General features: G+C 50.6%; 11 protein-coding genes and 4 pseudogenes. 6 read left to right on the forward strand and 9 right to left on the reverse strand.

Annotation, left to right across the window (positions count from 1 at the left end; all coding sequences use genetic code 11):
* Window positions 1-107: 107 nt before the first annotated feature.
* Entirely contained in the window at window positions 108-992 is an 885-nt protein-coding gene (locus tag ACQ86O_RS26720) for an AraC family transcriptional regulator (RefSeq protein WP_431223575.1), read from the reverse strand.
* 571 nt (window positions 993-1,563) lie between these two features.
* On the opposite strand from ACQ86O_RS26720, the pseudogene ACQ86O_RS26725 reads away from it, so the two are divergent.
* From ACQ86O_RS26725 to fadK, 5 genes and pseudogenes are all read left to right on the forward strand, one after another.
* A pseudogene (locus tag ACQ86O_RS26725) lies at window positions 1,564-2,326 on the forward strand (electron transfer flavoprotein).
* A 22-nt stretch (window positions 2,327-2,348) separates the two neighbouring features.
* Entirely contained in the window at window positions 2,349-3,299 is a 951-nt protein-coding gene (locus ACQ86O_RS26730) for an electron transfer flavoprotein subunit alpha (RefSeq protein WP_431223576.1), read from the forward strand.
* A 120-nt stretch (window positions 3,300-3,419) separates the two neighbouring features.
* Window positions 3,420-4,709: an FAD-dependent oxidoreductase gene (locus ACQ86O_RS26735; protein ID WP_431223577.1), complete on the forward strand. Its 1,290-nt coding sequence runs from the start codon at window positions 3,420-3,422 to the stop codon at window positions 4,707-4,709.
* Window positions 4,706-4,999 carry a ferredoxin family protein gene (locus ACQ86O_RS26740; protein WP_431223578.1) on the forward strand — a complete coding sequence of 98 codons (294 nt, stop codon included), beginning with the start codon at window positions 4,706-4,708 and terminating at the stop codon, window positions 4,997-4,999. Before ACQ86O_RS26735 ends, ACQ86O_RS26740 begins: the two co-directional genes overlap by 4 nt.
* A 184-nt stretch (window positions 5,000-5,183) precedes the next feature.
* Window positions 5,184-6,838: pseudogene (fadK, locus tag ACQ86O_RS26745) on the forward strand (medium-chain fatty-acid--CoA ligase).
* Here fadK and ACQ86O_RS26750 read toward each other — a convergent pair.
* On the reverse strand, window positions 6,798-7,586 hold the full coding sequence (locus tag ACQ86O_RS26750) for a glycoside hydrolase family 16 protein (protein ID WP_431223579.1): 789 nt from the start codon (window positions 7,584-7,586) through the stop codon (window positions 6,798-6,800). The pseudogene fadK and the gene ACQ86O_RS26750 sit on opposite strands and share 41 nt — an antisense overlap.
* 356 nt (window positions 7,587-7,942) lie before the next feature.
* Here ACQ86O_RS26750 and ACQ86O_RS26755 point away from each other — a divergent pair, with 356 nt between their 5' ends.
* The gene (locus tag ACQ86O_RS26755) at window positions 7,943-9,553 is read left to right on the forward strand and encodes an FAD-NAD(P)-binding protein (protein WP_431223580.1); all 1,611 of its coding nucleotides are present in this window, start codon (window positions 7,943-7,945) and stop codon (window positions 9,551-9,553) included.
* A gap of 109 nt (window positions 9,554-9,662) precedes the next feature.
* Here ACQ86O_RS26755 and ACQ86O_RS26760 read toward each other — a convergent pair whose 3' ends face one another.
* The 7 genes and pseudogenes from ACQ86O_RS26760 to ACQ86O_RS26790 all read right to left on the reverse strand — a co-directional run bounded on the left by ACQ86O_RS26760 (window position 9,663) and on the right by ACQ86O_RS26790 (window position 16,982).
* Complete coding sequence (locus ACQ86O_RS26760) at window positions 9,663-10,274, reverse strand: LuxR C-terminal-related transcriptional regulator (RefSeq protein ID WP_431223581.1); 612 nt, start codon at window positions 10,272-10,274, stop codon at window positions 9,663-9,665.
* A 309-nt stretch (window positions 10,275-10,583) separates the two neighbouring features.
* Entirely contained in the window at window positions 10,584-10,892 is a 309-nt protein-coding gene (locus tag ACQ86O_RS26765) for a response regulator transcription factor (protein WP_431225838.1), read from the reverse strand.
* Window positions 10,890-11,093, reverse strand: a pseudogene (locus ACQ86O_RS26770) (response regulator); the annotation flags it as partial. The gene ACQ86O_RS26765 and the pseudogene ACQ86O_RS26770, both read right to left, overlap by 3 nt.
* A gap of 229 nt (window positions 11,094-11,322) precedes the next feature.
* On the reverse strand, window positions 11,323-12,489 hold the full coding sequence (locus ACQ86O_RS26775) for a TolC family protein (RefSeq protein ID WP_431225839.1): 1,167 nt from the start codon (window positions 12,487-12,489) through the stop codon (window positions 11,323-11,325).
* A complete protein-coding gene (locus ACQ86O_RS26780) occupies window positions 12,381-13,358 on the reverse strand; it encodes a hypothetical protein (protein WP_431223582.1) in 978 nt (325 codons plus the stop codon). Before ACQ86O_RS26780 ends, ACQ86O_RS26775 begins: the two co-directional genes overlap by 109 nt.
* A gap of 4 nt (window positions 13,359-13,362) precedes the next feature.
* A pseudogene (locus tag ACQ86O_RS26785) lies at window positions 13,363-14,609 on the reverse strand (HlyD family type I secretion periplasmic adaptor subunit).
* A 147-nt stretch (window positions 14,610-14,756) separates the two neighbouring features.
* On the reverse strand, window positions 14,757-16,982 hold the full coding sequence (locus tag ACQ86O_RS26790; protein WP_431223583.1) for a type I secretion system permease/ATPase: 2,226 nt from the start codon (window positions 16,980-16,982) through the stop codon (window positions 14,757-14,759).
* Window positions 16,983-17,167: the final 185 nt, after the last annotated feature.

Here is a 17,167-nt window from a genome sequence, read left to right on the forward strand (position 1 = left end):
AACCGTCAAGATGCAGATTGCATCTTGACGGTATGACGCGACATCCTGTGACTTGAAGCTGCACCGCTGTTGGCCACAACTGCAATTATTTAGGGTATCTATAAGGATCAACTAGATAAATACGCCTGCTCGGCCAGACTATTATTAAATTGCTTGCGGTAATCGCTCGGTGAACACCCCACATGGCGCATAAACAGCTTGGCAAAATGATCTACGTTTTCGTACCCTACCCGCCAAGCGATTTCATTCAGACCATGTTCAGTATTGGTCAGAGCAAATTTTGCCTCGGTTATCCGCCGCTGGATAACATAGTTAATCGGCGAGATATGATATTCGCGGGTAAACTCATGGCAGATATAGCTGACGCTGGCCCGGAATTTTTTAGCCAACTGCTCAAGCGTAATCTTTTCACAGTAGTTATTATTCAAATAGACCAGAACATCCTTCACCAACACGTCTTTTTTAATATAACCCAGTTCAGAACGGTAGGCATTTTTAAAGTTCTCATAAAACAGCACGGTTAAGGCATAACCAAAAGCATCATAAATGGATGAGGTTAATTCGCTTTTTTGCTGGGGTAACATCATACCGAGCTCATGAAAAAGACTTTTGATAACCTCTACGCCCTGACCCGCGGAAACCACCGGGCATGAATGAGGCTGCAAAATCTGATTCTCTTCCCAGCCAGGAAACTTGAAGCCATAAATGGCGCAGGTATAGGTGGTGGCGGGAGAGGAACTGTCGGAGGCTACCGCATGAAGGCGGCCGGGTTCAATAACCACAATATCCCCGGCATGTGCAACATAGTAAGAAGAGTCAATGACCAGCCTGGCGACGCCTTTCTTGACATAAATCAGCTCACTTTCGTCATTATGCACATGGTGGCCGGACTCCCAGTTTGGATCGTCACTGATGACGAATCGGGAAAGCCTGGGCGTCATCCCCGGTTCAAAAGGGGCTTCTCTTTTATTGTCGAAACAACGATGAAACATGGCAACCTCCACACAAAACAGTTGGCTTTGGCAAAATGATCAGAGGCTAAAATAGAGCGGCAAAAAACAATATACAATATGACCTTCAACGACAAAAACAAGATTGTTTGCCCACCTTGCAAGATTGTACAGACGTCACTCCGTCGGGTTTGCATAGCCTGCCTGGGGCAACAAGCGACAATCAGAGATGCGCGGCTGAGCTGGAAAGCCAAGACTGACGGCAGTATTTTATTTTTGTGAGCTGGACGCCCTTATTAAAAACGATAACCATGATGTAAATCATCTTTATCCCGGGGGTTTTCCCTTTGATAATTAATCCGCCCCTGGTCTTTTTCTCCCGGCCACACGGAAATAAAACCGGCACACCTTAAAACGCCAATCCATGACTGGCGTTTTTTTGCAAGATTGTTGGCAACAAAAACAGATTATCCAGTCGTAAATCCCCCCATCCTCGCAATATATTTCCATTAATTTTGTATTTTCCGCGCAGAGAGCGTTCTTCTCCCCAGAAGCAGTCCTCAGCCACGGATATGCCTTCAAAAAATAGTGCACATGACAAATCGGAGATGCCATGAAAATAATTACCTGCTTTAAGCTGGTCCCTGAAGAGCAAGATATTGTGGTAACCGCAGAGCGTACGCTCAATTTCGATAACGCCGATGCCAAAATCAGTCAGTTCGATCTGAATGCGATTGAGGCGGCCACACAACTTGCTGGTGAAGGCGATCAGATTACCGCGCTCAGCGTTGGCGGTTCGCGGTTACAAAACACCAAGGTGCGTAAGGATGTGCTGTCACGCGGCCCACATGAGCTGTATCTGGTGCAGGATGCGCTACTGGAAAATGCGCTGCCTATGGATACCGCTCATGCACTGGCTGCCACCGCAGACAAGATTGGTTTTGATCTGCTGCTGTTTGGCGAAGGTTCAGGGGATTTGTATGCGCAACAGGTTGGCCTGCTGGTCGGGGAGATCTTACAACTTCCTGCCGTTAACGCCGTCAGCCGAATTGAGCTGGCCGGTGACCATGTGCGGGTCGAGCGTACGCTCGAAGAAGACGTGGAAATCCTCGAAATCCCCTCCCTGCCGTTATCTGCGTGACGTCGGACATCAATGTTCCCCGCATTCCATCAATGAAAGCGATCCTCGGTGCCGGGAAAAACCGGTTAATCAATGGCAAGCCAATGATATTGCCTGGAGCCAGACGCCACCTTTAGCCGAGCTGGTCGAGATTACCGTGCCGCCGCAAAAAGAACGCAGACACATCATTCTGGAAAACGACTCGCCAGAATCCATCGCCGAGCTGGCAGAACATCTGAAAAAAGCGCTGAACTAACCCCCGATTGGAGAAAATCATCATGAGCAAACTGACAAACATATGGGTGTTCAGCGACAACGTTGAGCGCTACGGTGAATTAATGGCGGGTGCACGCCTGTGGGGTGAGCAGGTTTACGCTGTGGTGCAGGATAACGAGCAGGCTTCCAGGATCAAGCCGCTTGGGGCAGACAGGATCTTGATACTGGAAAAAACCTCCGCACTGCAACGCATTGAGAATTATGCCGAGACACTGGCGACCATCATCAAAGAGGTCAACAGCGATCAGGCACCGACATTATTACTGATGGCAGCCACCAAACGCGCTAAAGCACTTACTGCACGCCTGGGCGTGTTACTGAACGCCGCGGTGGTGAACGACGTGACGGCAGTACAGGCCGATGAGACCGGCTTTTTCGCCGAGCATCGGATGTACGGGGGTTTAGCCTTCGGTAAAGAAAAGATCAATTCGACTACCGCCATCATCACGCTCGCCCCCGGGGTGTTGGAACCTGCCACCGCCAATCCCACCCACGACTGCCCGATAACATCGGTCAGCTATGTGGCCCCCCGCCAGGAAATTCTCTGTAAAGAACGCCGCGCCAAATCCCTCAGCAGTGTCGATCTCAGCAAAGCCAAACGGGTGATCGGGGTTGGCCGCGGCCTGGCAGCGCAGGACGATCTGAAAATGATACACGATCTGGCTGCCGCTCTGGGAGCGGAGGTCGGTTGCTCGCGCCCGATCGCCGAAGGCGAAAACTGGATGGAGCGCGAACGCTATATCGGGGTCTCCGGCGTGCTGCTGAAATCCGATATCTACCTGATGTTGGGCATTTCCGGGCAGATCCAACATATGGTCGGGGGCAACGGGGCAAAAATCATTATCGCGGTAAACAAAGACAAGAATGCCCCAATTTTCAACTACGCCGATTATGGTCTGGTGGGGGATATCTACAAAGTTGTTCCTGCCCTGATCGACCATTTGGCTCGTTAACCTTTTTTATACCCTATGAATTTCAAGCTGCAGCGTTGTTATCTGCAGCTTGAAAGGCGACGGGTATATCCACCGCACGTATCCCACCGCATCTCTGCGACGGGATAGGGAGCATAAAGCATGTCGGATGAAAAATTTGATGCCATTGTTGTGGGCGCAGGCATTGCGGGCGCGGTCGCCAGCTACGTGATGGCGCAGGCTGGGTTGGATGTGCTGGTCATCGAGCGGGGCAACAGCGCCGGCAGTAAAAACATGACCGGCGGGCGTTTGTATGCGCACAGTCTGGAAAGCATCATGCCCGGGTTCGCACAGGAAGCGCCGGTTGAACGAAAAGTCACCCGTGAGAAGATTTCTTTCCTGACGGAAGAAAGCGCCGTTACGCTTGATTTCCATAGTGAAAAACCGGACGTTCCCGCGCAGGCCTCTTATACCGTGCTGCGCAACCGCCTCGATCCCTGGTTGATGGAGAAAGCCGAACAGGCCGGAGCCCAGTTTATCTCTGGCGTGCGCGTTGATGGGCTGATACGGGAAGGTAATCAGGTCACCGGAGTCCAGGCCGGTGACGACATATTGAAGGCAGATGTGGTGATCCTGGCCGATGGCGTCAATTCAATGCTGGGTCGCTCAATTAACCTGGTGCCGCCCTCCTCGCCTCACCACTATGCGGTGGGGGTAAAAGAGCTTATCGGTTTATCCCCGGCCGTGATAGAAGACCGCTTTAATCTCTCCGGCAATGAAGGGGCTGCCTGGCTGTTTGCCGGATCCCCTTCCAATGGCCTGATGGGGGGCGGATTTCTCTACACCAACCGGGATTCCATCTCTCTCGGGCTGGTGTGTGGCCTGGGGGATATTAGCCATGCAGGGAAAAGCATTCCCCAGATGCTGGAAGACTTTAAACAGCACCCGTCGGTTCGCCCGTTGATTCAGGGCGGCAAGCTGCTGGAGTACGCCGCACATCTGGTGCCGGAAGGCGGACTGGCGATGATGCCAACGCTGTCTGATGGCGGTGTGATGATCGTGGGTGATGCGGCCGGGTTCTGCTTGAATCTGGGCTTTACCATACGCGGCATGGATCTGGCGGTTGCCTCAGCACAAGCCGCGGCAAATACCGCCATTGCGGCCAAACAGCGGCAGAACTTTTCTGCCAGTAGCCTGGGGGAATATAAGCGCGCCCTGGAGCAAAACTGCGTGATGCATGAGATGCATCACTTCCGTAAAATCCCGGCGCTGATGGAGAATCCACGCCTTTTTACCCAGTATCCACGCATGGTGGCAGACATCATGAGCGATATGTTCACCGTCGATGGCAGCCCCAGCAAACCCGTGCGCAAAACCATCATGAAAAGAACCAAACAGATTGGTTTGATTAATTTGTTGAAAGACGGCATCAAAGGGGCAACCGCGCTATGAGTAATGAAAATTCAGTCAACGTAGACATCAAACTGGGCATCAACAAGTTCCACGTTAACGAAGGGCATCCTCATATCATCCTGGTAGATAAACCCAACATGGATGAGTTTCGTAAACTGATCCTGGCTTGCCCTGCCGGGCTCTACAAGCAGGACGACTCTGGCAATATCCGTTTCGATTCTGCTGGCTGCCTGGAGTGTGGGACTTGTCGCGTGCTTTGCGGCGATACCATCCTTGAGCAGTGGGAGTATCCCCAGGGGACCTTTGGCGTCGAGTTCCGCTACGGTTAGCCGTGGCCAGTGCCTGTTTGTCGGTTTTTGCCCCTTCCTCCTTCCCCTCACCCCACTCCCATAGCGAGAGGGGTGAGGCCCGTCGTCCCTTCTCAGGGAGAAGAGCGGGAACGGTGTTGAGGCCTCATACCCCGGCAAACCGTGATATTTGACCTCCCCAGCCATTTTAATAGAGATAATTTCGATGAGTGTCACGATTAAACTCAACCCTGAACGCCGAGCATGGTACAGACAACAAGGTTACTGGGGCGACGCATCGCTTGCTGATTACTGGCATCAGACCATGAAGGCCGTGCCGGAAAAGATTGCGGTAATCGACAATCGGGGAACTTCCTACACCTATTCCGCCCTGGATCGCGCGGCGAGCAGCCTGGCTAGCTGGCTACTTTCCTGTGGCATTCAACCAGGTGACCGCGTTGCCTTTCAGCTTCCAGGCTGGTGCGAGTTTACCGTTATCTACCTGGCCTGCCTGAAAGCAGGTGCCGTTTCAGTACCACTTTTGCCCTCCTGGCGTGAAGCAGAACTGGTCTGGGTGCTGAACAAATGCCAGGCCAAGGTTTTCTTCGCGCCGACGGCGTTTAAAAATACCCGCCCGATTGACCTGGTCTTACCCCTGCGTGGCCAATTACCTCATCTGCTGGAGGTTGTTGCCGTTGACAAGCTCTCGCCCGCCACCGATACGCTGGCACTCAGCCAGTTACTGCGAGACACTCCGCCACTGACCACGCCGGTCAGCGTACAGGGTGATGAACTGGCTGCCGTACTTTTCACCTCGGGCACGGAAGGCGATCCCAAAGGGGTCATGCTCACCCATAACAATATCCTGGCCAGCGAGCGTTCTTACTGCGCCAGGCTTAATCTTACCTGGCTTGATACCTTCCTGATGCCCGCCCCCTTAGGGCATGCCACCGGTTTTTTGCACGGGGTTACGGCCCCCTTTCTTATAGGCGCGCGCAGCGTGCTGCTGGATATTTTTAATCCACTCGATTGCCTCACTTTACTGCAGCAGGAACGATGCACCTGCGTGCTCGGGGCAACCCCTTTGTTTATGACCTGCTATGCACCCTGGAACACCAGCCATACGACATCTCCTCGCTGCGCTTTTTCCTGTGCGGCGGCACCACCATTCCGCAAAAAATTGCCCGCGACTGTCTGCAAATGGGTATCAAGCTGCTGAGTGTCTACGGCTCTACGGAAAGTTCACCCCACGCGCTTGTGAGGCTGGACGATCCCCTATCCCGCGTGCTCAACACGGACGGTTTTGCTGCCCCCGGGGTAGAAATAAAAGTAGTGAACGAAGAACGGGCCGAGCTCCCTTACGGTGAAGAGGGTGAGGAAGCCTCGCGGGGGCCAAACGTATTTATGGGCTATCTGGATGAACCTGAACTCACCGCCCGCGCGCTGGATGAGGATGGCTGGTACTACAGCGGCGACCTTTGCCGTATGGATGAAGACGGCTACATCAAAATTACCGGGCGCAAGAAGGACATTATCGTGCGTGGCGGGGAGAATATCAGCAGCCGCGAAGTGGAAGATATTTTGCTGCGACACCCGCATATACATGACGTTGGCATCGTCGCCATGCCGGATGAACGGTTGGGGGAACGATCCTGTGCCTATGTGGTGCTCAAGGCTCCCTACGACTCACTTTCCCTGGAAGAGGTCATCGCGTTCTTCAGCCGCCACCGGGTCGCCAAATATAAATACCCGGAATATCTGGTCGTGGTAGAAAGCCTGCCACGGAACGCCTCGGGTAAAATCCAAAAATTCCTGTTACGTCAGGATATCATCCAGCGGCTCAGGAGCCTGAACAACGAAACCCGGCAACATAGTCGATAAAGAAATGCATGTTTTCAGCATTGCGATTTTCAAGGTCATAAATATTTAGCATCAGCTGCATTTCATAGTCAGGTGATTGATTGATGGTCCTTACTTTTCGATCATTAATAAAGAAATCAATCTTGTTTTCTGACCATGCAACGGCATAAGTGTTGAATACGGTGACATCCAGCTCGACAGGCTCCTCGTAGAATTCGTCCACCATGCTGGCATCCCCAAACGGATGAACGCCGTAGCCAATCAAGGCGTGCCCGTTGTGGATATTGCTGCCCTTGAGCTCGAAGAGACAAATCTCGGCGGAGCGCTCAGGAAGATCTTCATAACCGATCATCCACAGAGCAGCAACGTTGTGTTCTGCAAGATGACATTTGGCTCTCAATTCAAAATAGCCATATTTTGGCAGATATTTGCGCTCGGCGACCTGCTCTTCGCGGACCTGGCAATCTGGCGAAAACCGGTGCTGCCCAATTTTCGAACCCACTGGGCCGGAGTAACTTCCGGTTTGTAAAGAAGAAACCCTGACGGCACCATTAAACTCCGGGCACCACGGTTTTTGATCTTTAGCGATATAAAGTGCAAAACCAGTCTCTGAAAACGCGTAGCGAGGGGCGGATAATTCCCGGCTGCTCCACTGCGGGAGATAGTAGGGGAGCCAATGGGTTTCATCCAGCGCACCACCGTCAAATCCATCATAAAATTCCAGTTGATATCTTTCGCCATCAACGACTTTTTGGTGGGTAGTTTTCATTATTATCGGCCTGAAGTAGAAAGATATTGTCCGCAAGATGATGACGGTAACTTGCGGTTCGGGGTGTCCCCAGCGTGATCAGCACCAGCAAGCAGCATGATTTTAACCGCTATCCTGGTGGCTAAGCCACGGGATTACCATGATGAATATCGCGTTGGCTCAATATACCCTATAAATTTCACGTTGCTGCATGGTTACCTGTTGCTTGAAAGACGACGGATATCAGCATTTTCTGCCACACTTACCCTACATGGGCTCCACTTTCCCATTGGCGCCTTACAGGGCAGGCGCCTTTTGGCGAGCCTAATCTATGGCATACAGACAGGCGGTATAAAAATAGTTATGGGTGAGTATCAATGAAAAAAATCGCTATTGTAGGTGCCGGGCCAACGGGCATTTATACCTTTTTCTCGCTTCTCAAGCAGCAGACTCCCCTGGCAGTTTCTGTCTTTGAGCAAGCCAGTGAGGCCGGTGTCGGGATGCCTTATAATAACGAAGATAACTCCAGGATGATGTTGGCCAACATCGCCAGCATCGAAATCCCTCCCCTGTTTTCAACTTACATCGACTGGTTGCGTAGCCAGAGCGAAAGTCATCTGGCGCGTTATGGTGTCCAGGCCTCCTCGCTTCATGTCCGGCAGTTCCTGCCGCGGATCCTGCTCGGCGAATATTTCCGCGATCAGTTTCTTAAGTTGGTAGCACAGGCGAAAAAGCAGGGCTTTGAGGTGCAGGTGCATGAATCCTGTCGGGTCACCGATCTGGAGGTCACGTCTGAGAACGTAAGGCTATGGGTGGAGGGGGACCCGGCGTCAGAACGATTTGATCTTGCCGTTATCGCCACCGGGCACGTCTGGCCGGACGAACATGATACGCCACGGGCCTTCTTCCCAAGCCCCTGGTCCGGGCTGATGGAAGCAAAAATCAGGGCGTGTAAGGTCGGGATTATGGGAACCTCGTTGAGCGGTCTTGACGCAGCGATGGCCGTTGTGGTTCAACACGGCACATTCACTGAGGCTGAAGATAAACGCGTTCTCTTCAATCTGGATCGGGGAAGCGAAGCACTCAAGATAGTGCTTATGTCCCGTTCTGGCATTCTGCCGGAAGCGGATTTCTATTGCCCGATCCCCTATGAGCCTTTACGCATCGCCACGGAGAACGCGATCAATAATGAAATCGCCGCCGGGGCTGACGGCCTGCTCAACCGAGTCTTCAGGCTCATTGCCGGGGAAATTGAACTGGCCGATCCACGCTGGAGTGAACGGATCTCCCTAGGCACGCTGGATGCCGACAGTTTTGCCGGAGCCTGGTTTGCCGCACGGAAAAAGCACGATCCGTTCCGCTGGGCGGACGCTAATCTTCAGGAAGTCGAACGTAACAAACGCGACAGGCTTACGGTGCCTTGGCGTTATGCGATCCTCCGGTTGCATGAAGCCGTTCAGGAAATCGTCCCGCATCTTGACCAACAGGACAGGCAAAGGTTCGACGCTGGGCTGGCTCGTGTTTTTATCGATAATTATGCAGCCATTCCCTCGCAATCGATTCGCAGATTGCTGGCATTGCGCGAGGCCGGGATAATCAGCATTCTCACTCTCGGCCCGGATTACGACATGGAGATAAAACAGCAGCAGACCGTCATTTCAACCGATGAAAACACGTATGAATTCGATGTCTTTATCGATGCGCGCGGGCAAAGACCGATGAAGACCAAAGACCTGCCATTTCCGACGTTACGCAAGCAGCTTGAAACCACCGACGATGACATTCCGGATGTCGGTGACAATTACACCCTGCTGGAACCCGCCTGCGCGCGCGGGCGCATTGCGTTTGGCGCCTTGCCCTACCTGATGCACGATCAGCCATTTGTACAGGGCCTTACAGTCTGTGCAGAGATTGGTGCGGCCATGGCAAAAGCCATATCGCAACCCGCGATCCGCTCACGCAGACGATTACCGTTTATAGATATGTAAGCCCTCTGCACGGTGCGAACTGACCCGATGCTACTCCTGCGGGTACCTCTGCGTTGCAGATAAAAAATGAAGACGAGCCACCGCCTGAAGCAGGGGTAGCACACAATCATCAGGCCAAAATGTCTAAGTTGATAATCTCTGATAACCGCTCAACGTTCAATTTTCGTAATGCATTGATCTTATGCGCACTTATCGTTTTCTGATCGACGGAGAATCGTCTTGATAAATACATAGGCTTAACTTGCTTGATCAACCCAACAATTATCTCTTTTTCTCTTGAGGTTAATTGCATTTTACAATGGGCCTTGATCGGCGCATTTGATCGGACAAGCACGGTGTGAAGAGCATAGATAATGTCATCAATATTTCTTAACCCATTAATACAATAGCACTCCTTCTTGCACAACCGAGAGATAAAGTAACTCAATGCAAACCTGGGCTTAGAGGTAATAAAGATCATCCGTGTAGAGATATCTGAATATTTGAGCGCATCCTTTATCCTGACAATACTCTGTAAACTCATTTTATGTGGGAGATCACCAGCACAAATAATAAATTCCAGCACATCGTCACCTGTGCCTGAGAACTCCCCCACCTGGATATTAAACTTCTTATTCATCACCACCTGCAGGTTATCCAACAGAGTTTTTAACGCCAATTCAGTAAAGGAGCAAGAGGTAATAAGTAATATATTTATAGGTTCAACTTCTATTTCTTTCATATCAAATCCATTGATAGCTTATGGTTTCCTGATTTTAATATATCCAGCGAAATTCAAAAAAAGAATAAGACAACACGAAATACAATCGTGGGAAATTTCGCATTAATAAAAAAATCAAAATCATAACATACTGATATACAAGGAAATATTTAAGATTAACCGATAACCCCCCTTTTACAAAACACGACCACCCCGGTAACCACTTGAAATAAATAGTCATATCACCCACGGCAATCTCATTTTGATAAAATCAGATAATGACCGAGCAAACACTAATAAAACCCGCATCTGCACAGGAGTAATATAACATCATAATAAATTATTTTTAGTCACATAGTTAGCCATTTCAATTACCGACTTCACACCCAACTTGGCCATAATCCGCGTTTTGTAAGTACTGACTGTCTTACTGCTAATGAAAAGCACCTGAGCTATCTCTTTATTTTTAAAACCCTTTATTAAATAACTAAGCACGCTGATTTCTCTTGCCGTCAACGTATGGGAAGGCGTTGCGCTTTCTCCCAGATTCGCCAAGCCAGAAATACTGTTCAAAATATCCGAGGGGAAGAAAAGGTAACCGTTTAAAACGTGTTTCGCTGCGAACAAAATCTCATCCAACTCCCGATCTTTACTGATAAAACCATTGGCCTTGGCTTCCAGGGCGCGAAGAGAATAAATTGATTCGTTTTTTGAAGAGAAGAAAAGGGATTTAATCTCTGGGTTATCCCTTTTTATCTTCTTTAACAATAAAAAAACATCATCACCTTGCAGTTCAATATCAGTAATCACCAAGTCAATACGATTTTTATTGAGAATTTCTAAACTTTTTTGCTGCTGGAGGCAACAAACACCTTCTCAAAGGAATCTGATTGCATCAACAATGATTGAATTGCAACTAATATCGTTGGGTAATCATCAATAACCAAAGCGGAATACATAAAGCCCTCTCTTATAAAAATATTTTTGAGTGGTAATTTCGTTTGGCTACACTCTGCACGAAAATTATGGTTTAGCGCCTCACTCATATACGCAGAACGTCTTCGTTCCGTTACTTACCGACCCAACTCAGTAGCATAGCCGCACTGGTGATGACATTAATATTAGAAATATAACCATCATAACGATTATTGATGGCAGATAGCTGATTATTATAGTGATCGTTCTCTGCTATCAGTACATCAAGCAAGGTACGTTTGCCCAGGTTGTACCACTGGTCATAAAACATCTGTCGGACCCGATTAGTTTCTACTGATAGACGATCAAAATCTTCAGCGCGCATAAACGATGAGTCGCGCGTTTGGATCATGTTATTAATTTGATATTCAAGATCGCGATAGGCTACCTCATACTGCTGTTGAGCACCATTCGCTTTGGCTCTTGCTGCCATCTGTGCCGCTTGTTGTGAACCGCCACTGAACGCATTCCATTGGACATTCAGCCCGGTGTACCAGCCGCTTTCATCGCCGTTGGTATCTTTCGCCGTATTTTTAGAAACGACCCAATTGAGCTGCGGATAATTAGCCGCCTGAATACTTTCAGCGTCATATTCCGCAGCTTTTACCTGTGCCTGCAACTTCAGCAGATTAGGATTTCGATTCAGTGCGGCCAGGGCCATTGATGAAGGCATTATCGAGTCCTGCCAGGTGATATTACGGGGCAAATCAGGTTCGACGCCCAGTAAACGAACCAGCTTGATGCGGCTGCTACTCACCTGGTGCTCAATATCATCCAGACTGGCCCTCGCCGAAAGCAGCTTGGCTTTGGCTTGGGTATATTCACTGGCGCGCCCTTTATCGGCAGCGGTGATCTGTTCCAGCATATCGGCCAACTGCTTCATTCGATCAACATAGGCTTTTGCTACCACTCGGTTTTCCTGGTAGCGGCTCAAGTTCATCAGCTCCGAGATCGTGCTGTAGGCCAACTGCTCTTTGGTGTAATTTTGCGAATTTACCGCTGCATTGACACTTTCTTCCGCACTATCAACCTGGTTACTTATCTTACCCCAGTCATAGATCGGCGTAGTCACCGAGATTGAACCACTGGTATCACTGAATTTGCTGTTGTTGCGGGTCGTATCGCCGTTCCCCTGGTTAGCCAGTGGCGACGTCAGCCCGACCTGCACCTGCGGCCAGCGTTGACCTTTGATTTGATCAACCTGATAGCCTGCGGCCAGAACATCCGCTTGTGAAGAACGGATTTCCGGGCTGTGGGCCAGAGCTGAAGCAACCATTTGGCGCAAAAAGCTCTTGAGGGGGTATTGCGCTGGCTTTTAAAAGACTCAGGCGTCGCATTGGCAGGCGTACGCTTGCCACTTTCACCGTCGACCTCGCCATTCCAACGCACATTGTCGTAGGCCGGATCGGGCTGATAGTACTTCTGCACCGGCGGGAAGTAATCGTAGTTGTTTTTCAATACCGCCTGATTGCGACCCGCGCTCACGGCTGAGGGCTCACTTTTTGCTGCTGCAGCCTCAGCATTATTCAAAGACATCGCCAGACGACGACGATCAACTAATGCTGGCGCCGTGGTGCTGTTAACCGGTGCAGGCGTTTCTATGCTCTTGGCAAATACCGGCACCTCGGTGGTTTTCACCGGCACCGGGGCTTCTACACGCCTGGCAGATACCGGCGCCTCGGTGGTTTTCACCAGCACCGGGGCTTCTTCGCGCCTGGCAGATACCGGCGCCTCGGTGGTTTTCGCCGGCACCGGGGCTTCTTCGCGCCTGGCAAATACCGGCGCCTCGGTGGTTTTCACCGGCGCTGGGCTTTCAATACTCTGGGCAATCATTGGAGCAGGCTGGGCCTGTTGAATCGGAGCCACCTCAGCGTAGGGCTTAACCACGGAAGCCCCTCCCAGGGTATCCATCTCGGCAATACTTTTAAGAAACTCTGGCGCCTCTGAAGTATGCTGGCTTGAATATTGCTGTTGGGTAATCATCGGTGGCAACGATGCAATATCCTCCTCGGTGATCCCCCGCAACGCTGCAACACCCGCATCCGTCGCCGCTAAGGTAGAAAAAGGCAAATACATCGCTACCGCCGTCGCCACTGTCAGCAGACGGAATTCACATTTATTTTGTGCCACAGGCTTATCTCTCCCTGAATGCTTCGCGTGCTTTTAAAACCGGCTTCAACAGATAAGACAGGATGGTTTTTTCTCCTGTTCTAATTTCTACGTTGGCAACCATGCCTGGGATAATAGGAAACTCTTTATCCTTTACATGTAATGCAGCCTGATTGGTACGAACATAAACGCGGTAATAGGTGGAGTCACCCCGGCCAGATCTGGCCTTCTCCTCATCAATCAAAGTGTCAGAGCTCAAATGCTCCACCACTCCGTTTAATCCACCATAAATTGCGTAGTCATACGCCGTTATTTTCACTGTGGCAGGCAACCCCGGATGAATGAAGGCCACGTCAGAAGGCTTTATTCTGGCTTCCACCAATAAATTGTCTTCTAGCGGTATCACCGTCATTATTTCCGCACCTTGCTGGATAACCCCACCGAGGGTAGTCGTGCGAATATTGTTTACCGTGCCCCTTACCGGGGCAAGAATGGTGGTTCTGGTCATGACGTCCTGGCGCCCACGCATAATTTCCTCAGCCTGTGCCAGCTCTGATTCCTGCTTGTTCAGGTCACTGTTGGCGTCTGAACGGAAGCGGTTGGTACGCTCGGCAATCTGCAGGCGGAATTCGTTGGCCTGGCGCCTTAAGCGTAAGATTTCCACATCAGAAACCAATCCTTTCTTCGCCAGCGGCGCGGAAAGCCGGACCTCATCTTCGGCCAGTGACAGGCTGGTTTTCAACGCACCGACACTTTCATTCAAGGTTTTCAATTGGGCGTTATAAGCTTTGGTTTCGTCACTGACGATACTCGGCACCGCCAATACCTCCGCAGGAAACACCAACGGCGTATCATAGGATTGCGCACGCAAGCGCGCGATTGAGGCTTTCAGCCCCAGCACTTTCGACAACGATTCGCCATAGCTGGAACTGGCCCGGGTTGGGTCCATTTTCAGCAGGACCTGCCCCTTTTCCACCACATCGCCTTCACGGACATTCAGTTCTTCAAGGATCCCCCCTCCAGACTTTGAATAACCTGTTCGCGGCTGGCCGGGATAATTTTCCCATCACCGCGAGTAATTTCCTCAACGCGCGCAAAGTGTGCCCACACCAAAGAAACAATCAGGATCAGGCCAATCATATAAAGCATGATCATGCTGAATGGCGTTTTTTGCGAAATCAGGGCCGCCTGAAGATCGTTAATAAACAGCACATCATCGGATTCAACTTTCTCCCGTTTTTCCTCATGCGATATTTTTTTAGCAGGTTTAATTTTATCGCCGGTCGTTAAAACAATATTGCCACCATCGTTACTCTTCTTTTTATTCGCGTCATCCGATGGGAGTACCGTTACGTCATCCTTACTCATCATTGATTCCTTTTACCTACAGCGAGTTACACCGCCTGAATTCCGGTACTTTTATTGATTATTAATCTGAGCATGCTTTTGGCTGTTTTTCTGACTATTGGCATTTAGCATGGCGATCACCTGCTCCTTAGGCCCATCGGCCATCACATGCCCATCATCCAACACGATCAATCGGTCAAAAATATTCAGCACCGACATACGATGAGTCACGATGACCAACGTCTGCCCTTCGATGGCCTGCTGTAATTGGCGGATAAACAACGTTTCCGTCATGGCATCCATTGAGCTGGTCGGCTCATCCATCAGCAGAATTTTAGGTCTTAGTAACAAGCAGCGTGCCAATGCCACGAGTTGCTTTTGGCCGCCGGATAAACCGTTACCCATCTCCCCCACCGGCATGTCGTAGCCCAATGGGTGTTTGGCGGCAATACGATCCAGGCCGGTCAGGCGTGCAACGCGCAAAAACTCTTCAGTGCTCGCCCCTGGATTACCGATGGTCACGTTGTAACGCAGCGTGCCAAAGAACAAGCGGCAATCCTGGCTGACGTATCCCACCGCAGCCCGCCAATCCGCCGGATCAACCTGCGTCGCATCAACGCCATCAATCGAGATCTGGCCGGTACGTGGCTGGAAGATCCGCCCCATCACCCGCAGCAGGGTTGATTTCCCGCTACCGATACTGCCGATAATCGCTACCCGTTCCCCGGCCTGGATGGTGATATTAATGTTTTCCAGGATTGGCGGTGGCACCATCACGCCGGGTACCGGGTAGGTAAAACCCACCTTTTTCAGGCGCAGATTTCCGGTGAATTTGGGCGTAGGTAAATAGTTGATCGCCGGATCGCGCTCGGTCGGCAACTCCATCAGTTGATTGAGTGATTTCAGCGCAGTCTTGGCATGTTGATAGCGCAGCGCAAGCCCAACCACCGCGGCCAATGGCCCCAGCGAGCGGCCCGCAAGGATCACCACCCCAATCATTGACCCCATCGTCAAATCACCGGCATGTATCAGATAGACGCCATACAACACAATCACCACCGTAGTGACCTGCTGCATAAAGGTGACGAAGTTCGAGGTTAATGAAGACAGATAACGCGTTTTCATTGATGAGGCCGCAGCCAACGCACTGAAATCATCCCAGCGTTTTTGCATTACGCCTTCACCACGCGCCGCTTTGAGTGCTTCCAGCCCTTCAATCGACTCGATCAATAACCCTTGTTTCATTGAGATTTCGCGAATGTTCTCATTCATGTAACGACTCAATGGCCACTGAATCAGCACGCTGACTAACAAAATTATCGGCACCGCCGCCAAAGGAACGATCGCCAGTTGTCCGCCAATCAGATAAATAATGAACATAAACAGAATACAGAACGGCAAGTCTGACAGCGTCGACAAGGTAGCCGACGTGACAAAATCACGTACCGCTTCAAAGTCACGTAACTGGTTGGCGAACGACCCGGTTGACTGTGGCTTGCTTTCCATGCGCATCGCCATCACCTGGCGGAACAATTTTGCCCCAACCACCAGATCGACTTTCTTGCCAGCCACATCGATCAGGTAGGTGCGAACCTGTCTTGAGGTAAACTCAAAAACTATGGCAATCAACACACCTATCGCTAATGACCATAATGTGACGTAAGCCTGGGTAGGGATTACGCGGTCATACACGTTCATGGTAAAGAAAGTCGTTGCCAGCGTCAGGACGTTGGCCAGCAGTGCCGCCAGGGCAGCGCTGTAGAAGTAATGCCGGTAGCGCCACAGGGTACTGAACAGCCAGTGCCCCTCATTGTTTGCCTGCGGCAATATCTCGTCATCAGAGCGTTTATCAAGCTGAGGTTTTGGGTTGGCCACCATGGCATAGCCATTGTAATTTTCGGTGACCTGCGCCTCGGTCAGAGACAAGGTGCCGCCGCTTTCTGGCACCACGACCTGATATTGGTAGTTGCCTCTTCTTCCTTTGCGGGAGGTAATGATGCAGTAAGTGCCATCGTTACGAGCAATAACGAGCGGGAAAAGGTAAGTGGAAATCTTGGCGAGATCGCGCTTTATCCAGCCGCCAGCAAGCCCGACCTGATCCAGCATGCGTAAAGCCAGTTCAGGATCCAGTTTTTTGCTGCGTGGCAAACCTGCGTATAACACTTCTTTGCTGGCGAGCTTATTATGATACTGGCATAACCATTCCACAGCCCACAGCAGAGGATCCGCTCCATTATCCTCAATATTGTCAAACTCCCGTGATTGAATCACCGGAGCCACCGACAATTGTTCGCTCATATTCCGTCCCTGGTTTTAACTTGGAAACCTGTGATTTTACGTTCAGGTATTATATTAGATATATCCTAGCACAAAGAATAACCCAACCTACTCAATAAATATCGTAGGTATATACTTAAATAACCAACCAAAAATAAGTAAACACTTAGATTTTTCTTAGACCATTTAAAGCAGATTGTTGAAAA

Source organism: Serratia sp. L9, from assembly GCF_050632285.1.
Classification (GTDB): Bacteria; Pseudomonadota; Gammaproteobacteria; order Enterobacterales; family Enterobacteriaceae; genus Chania.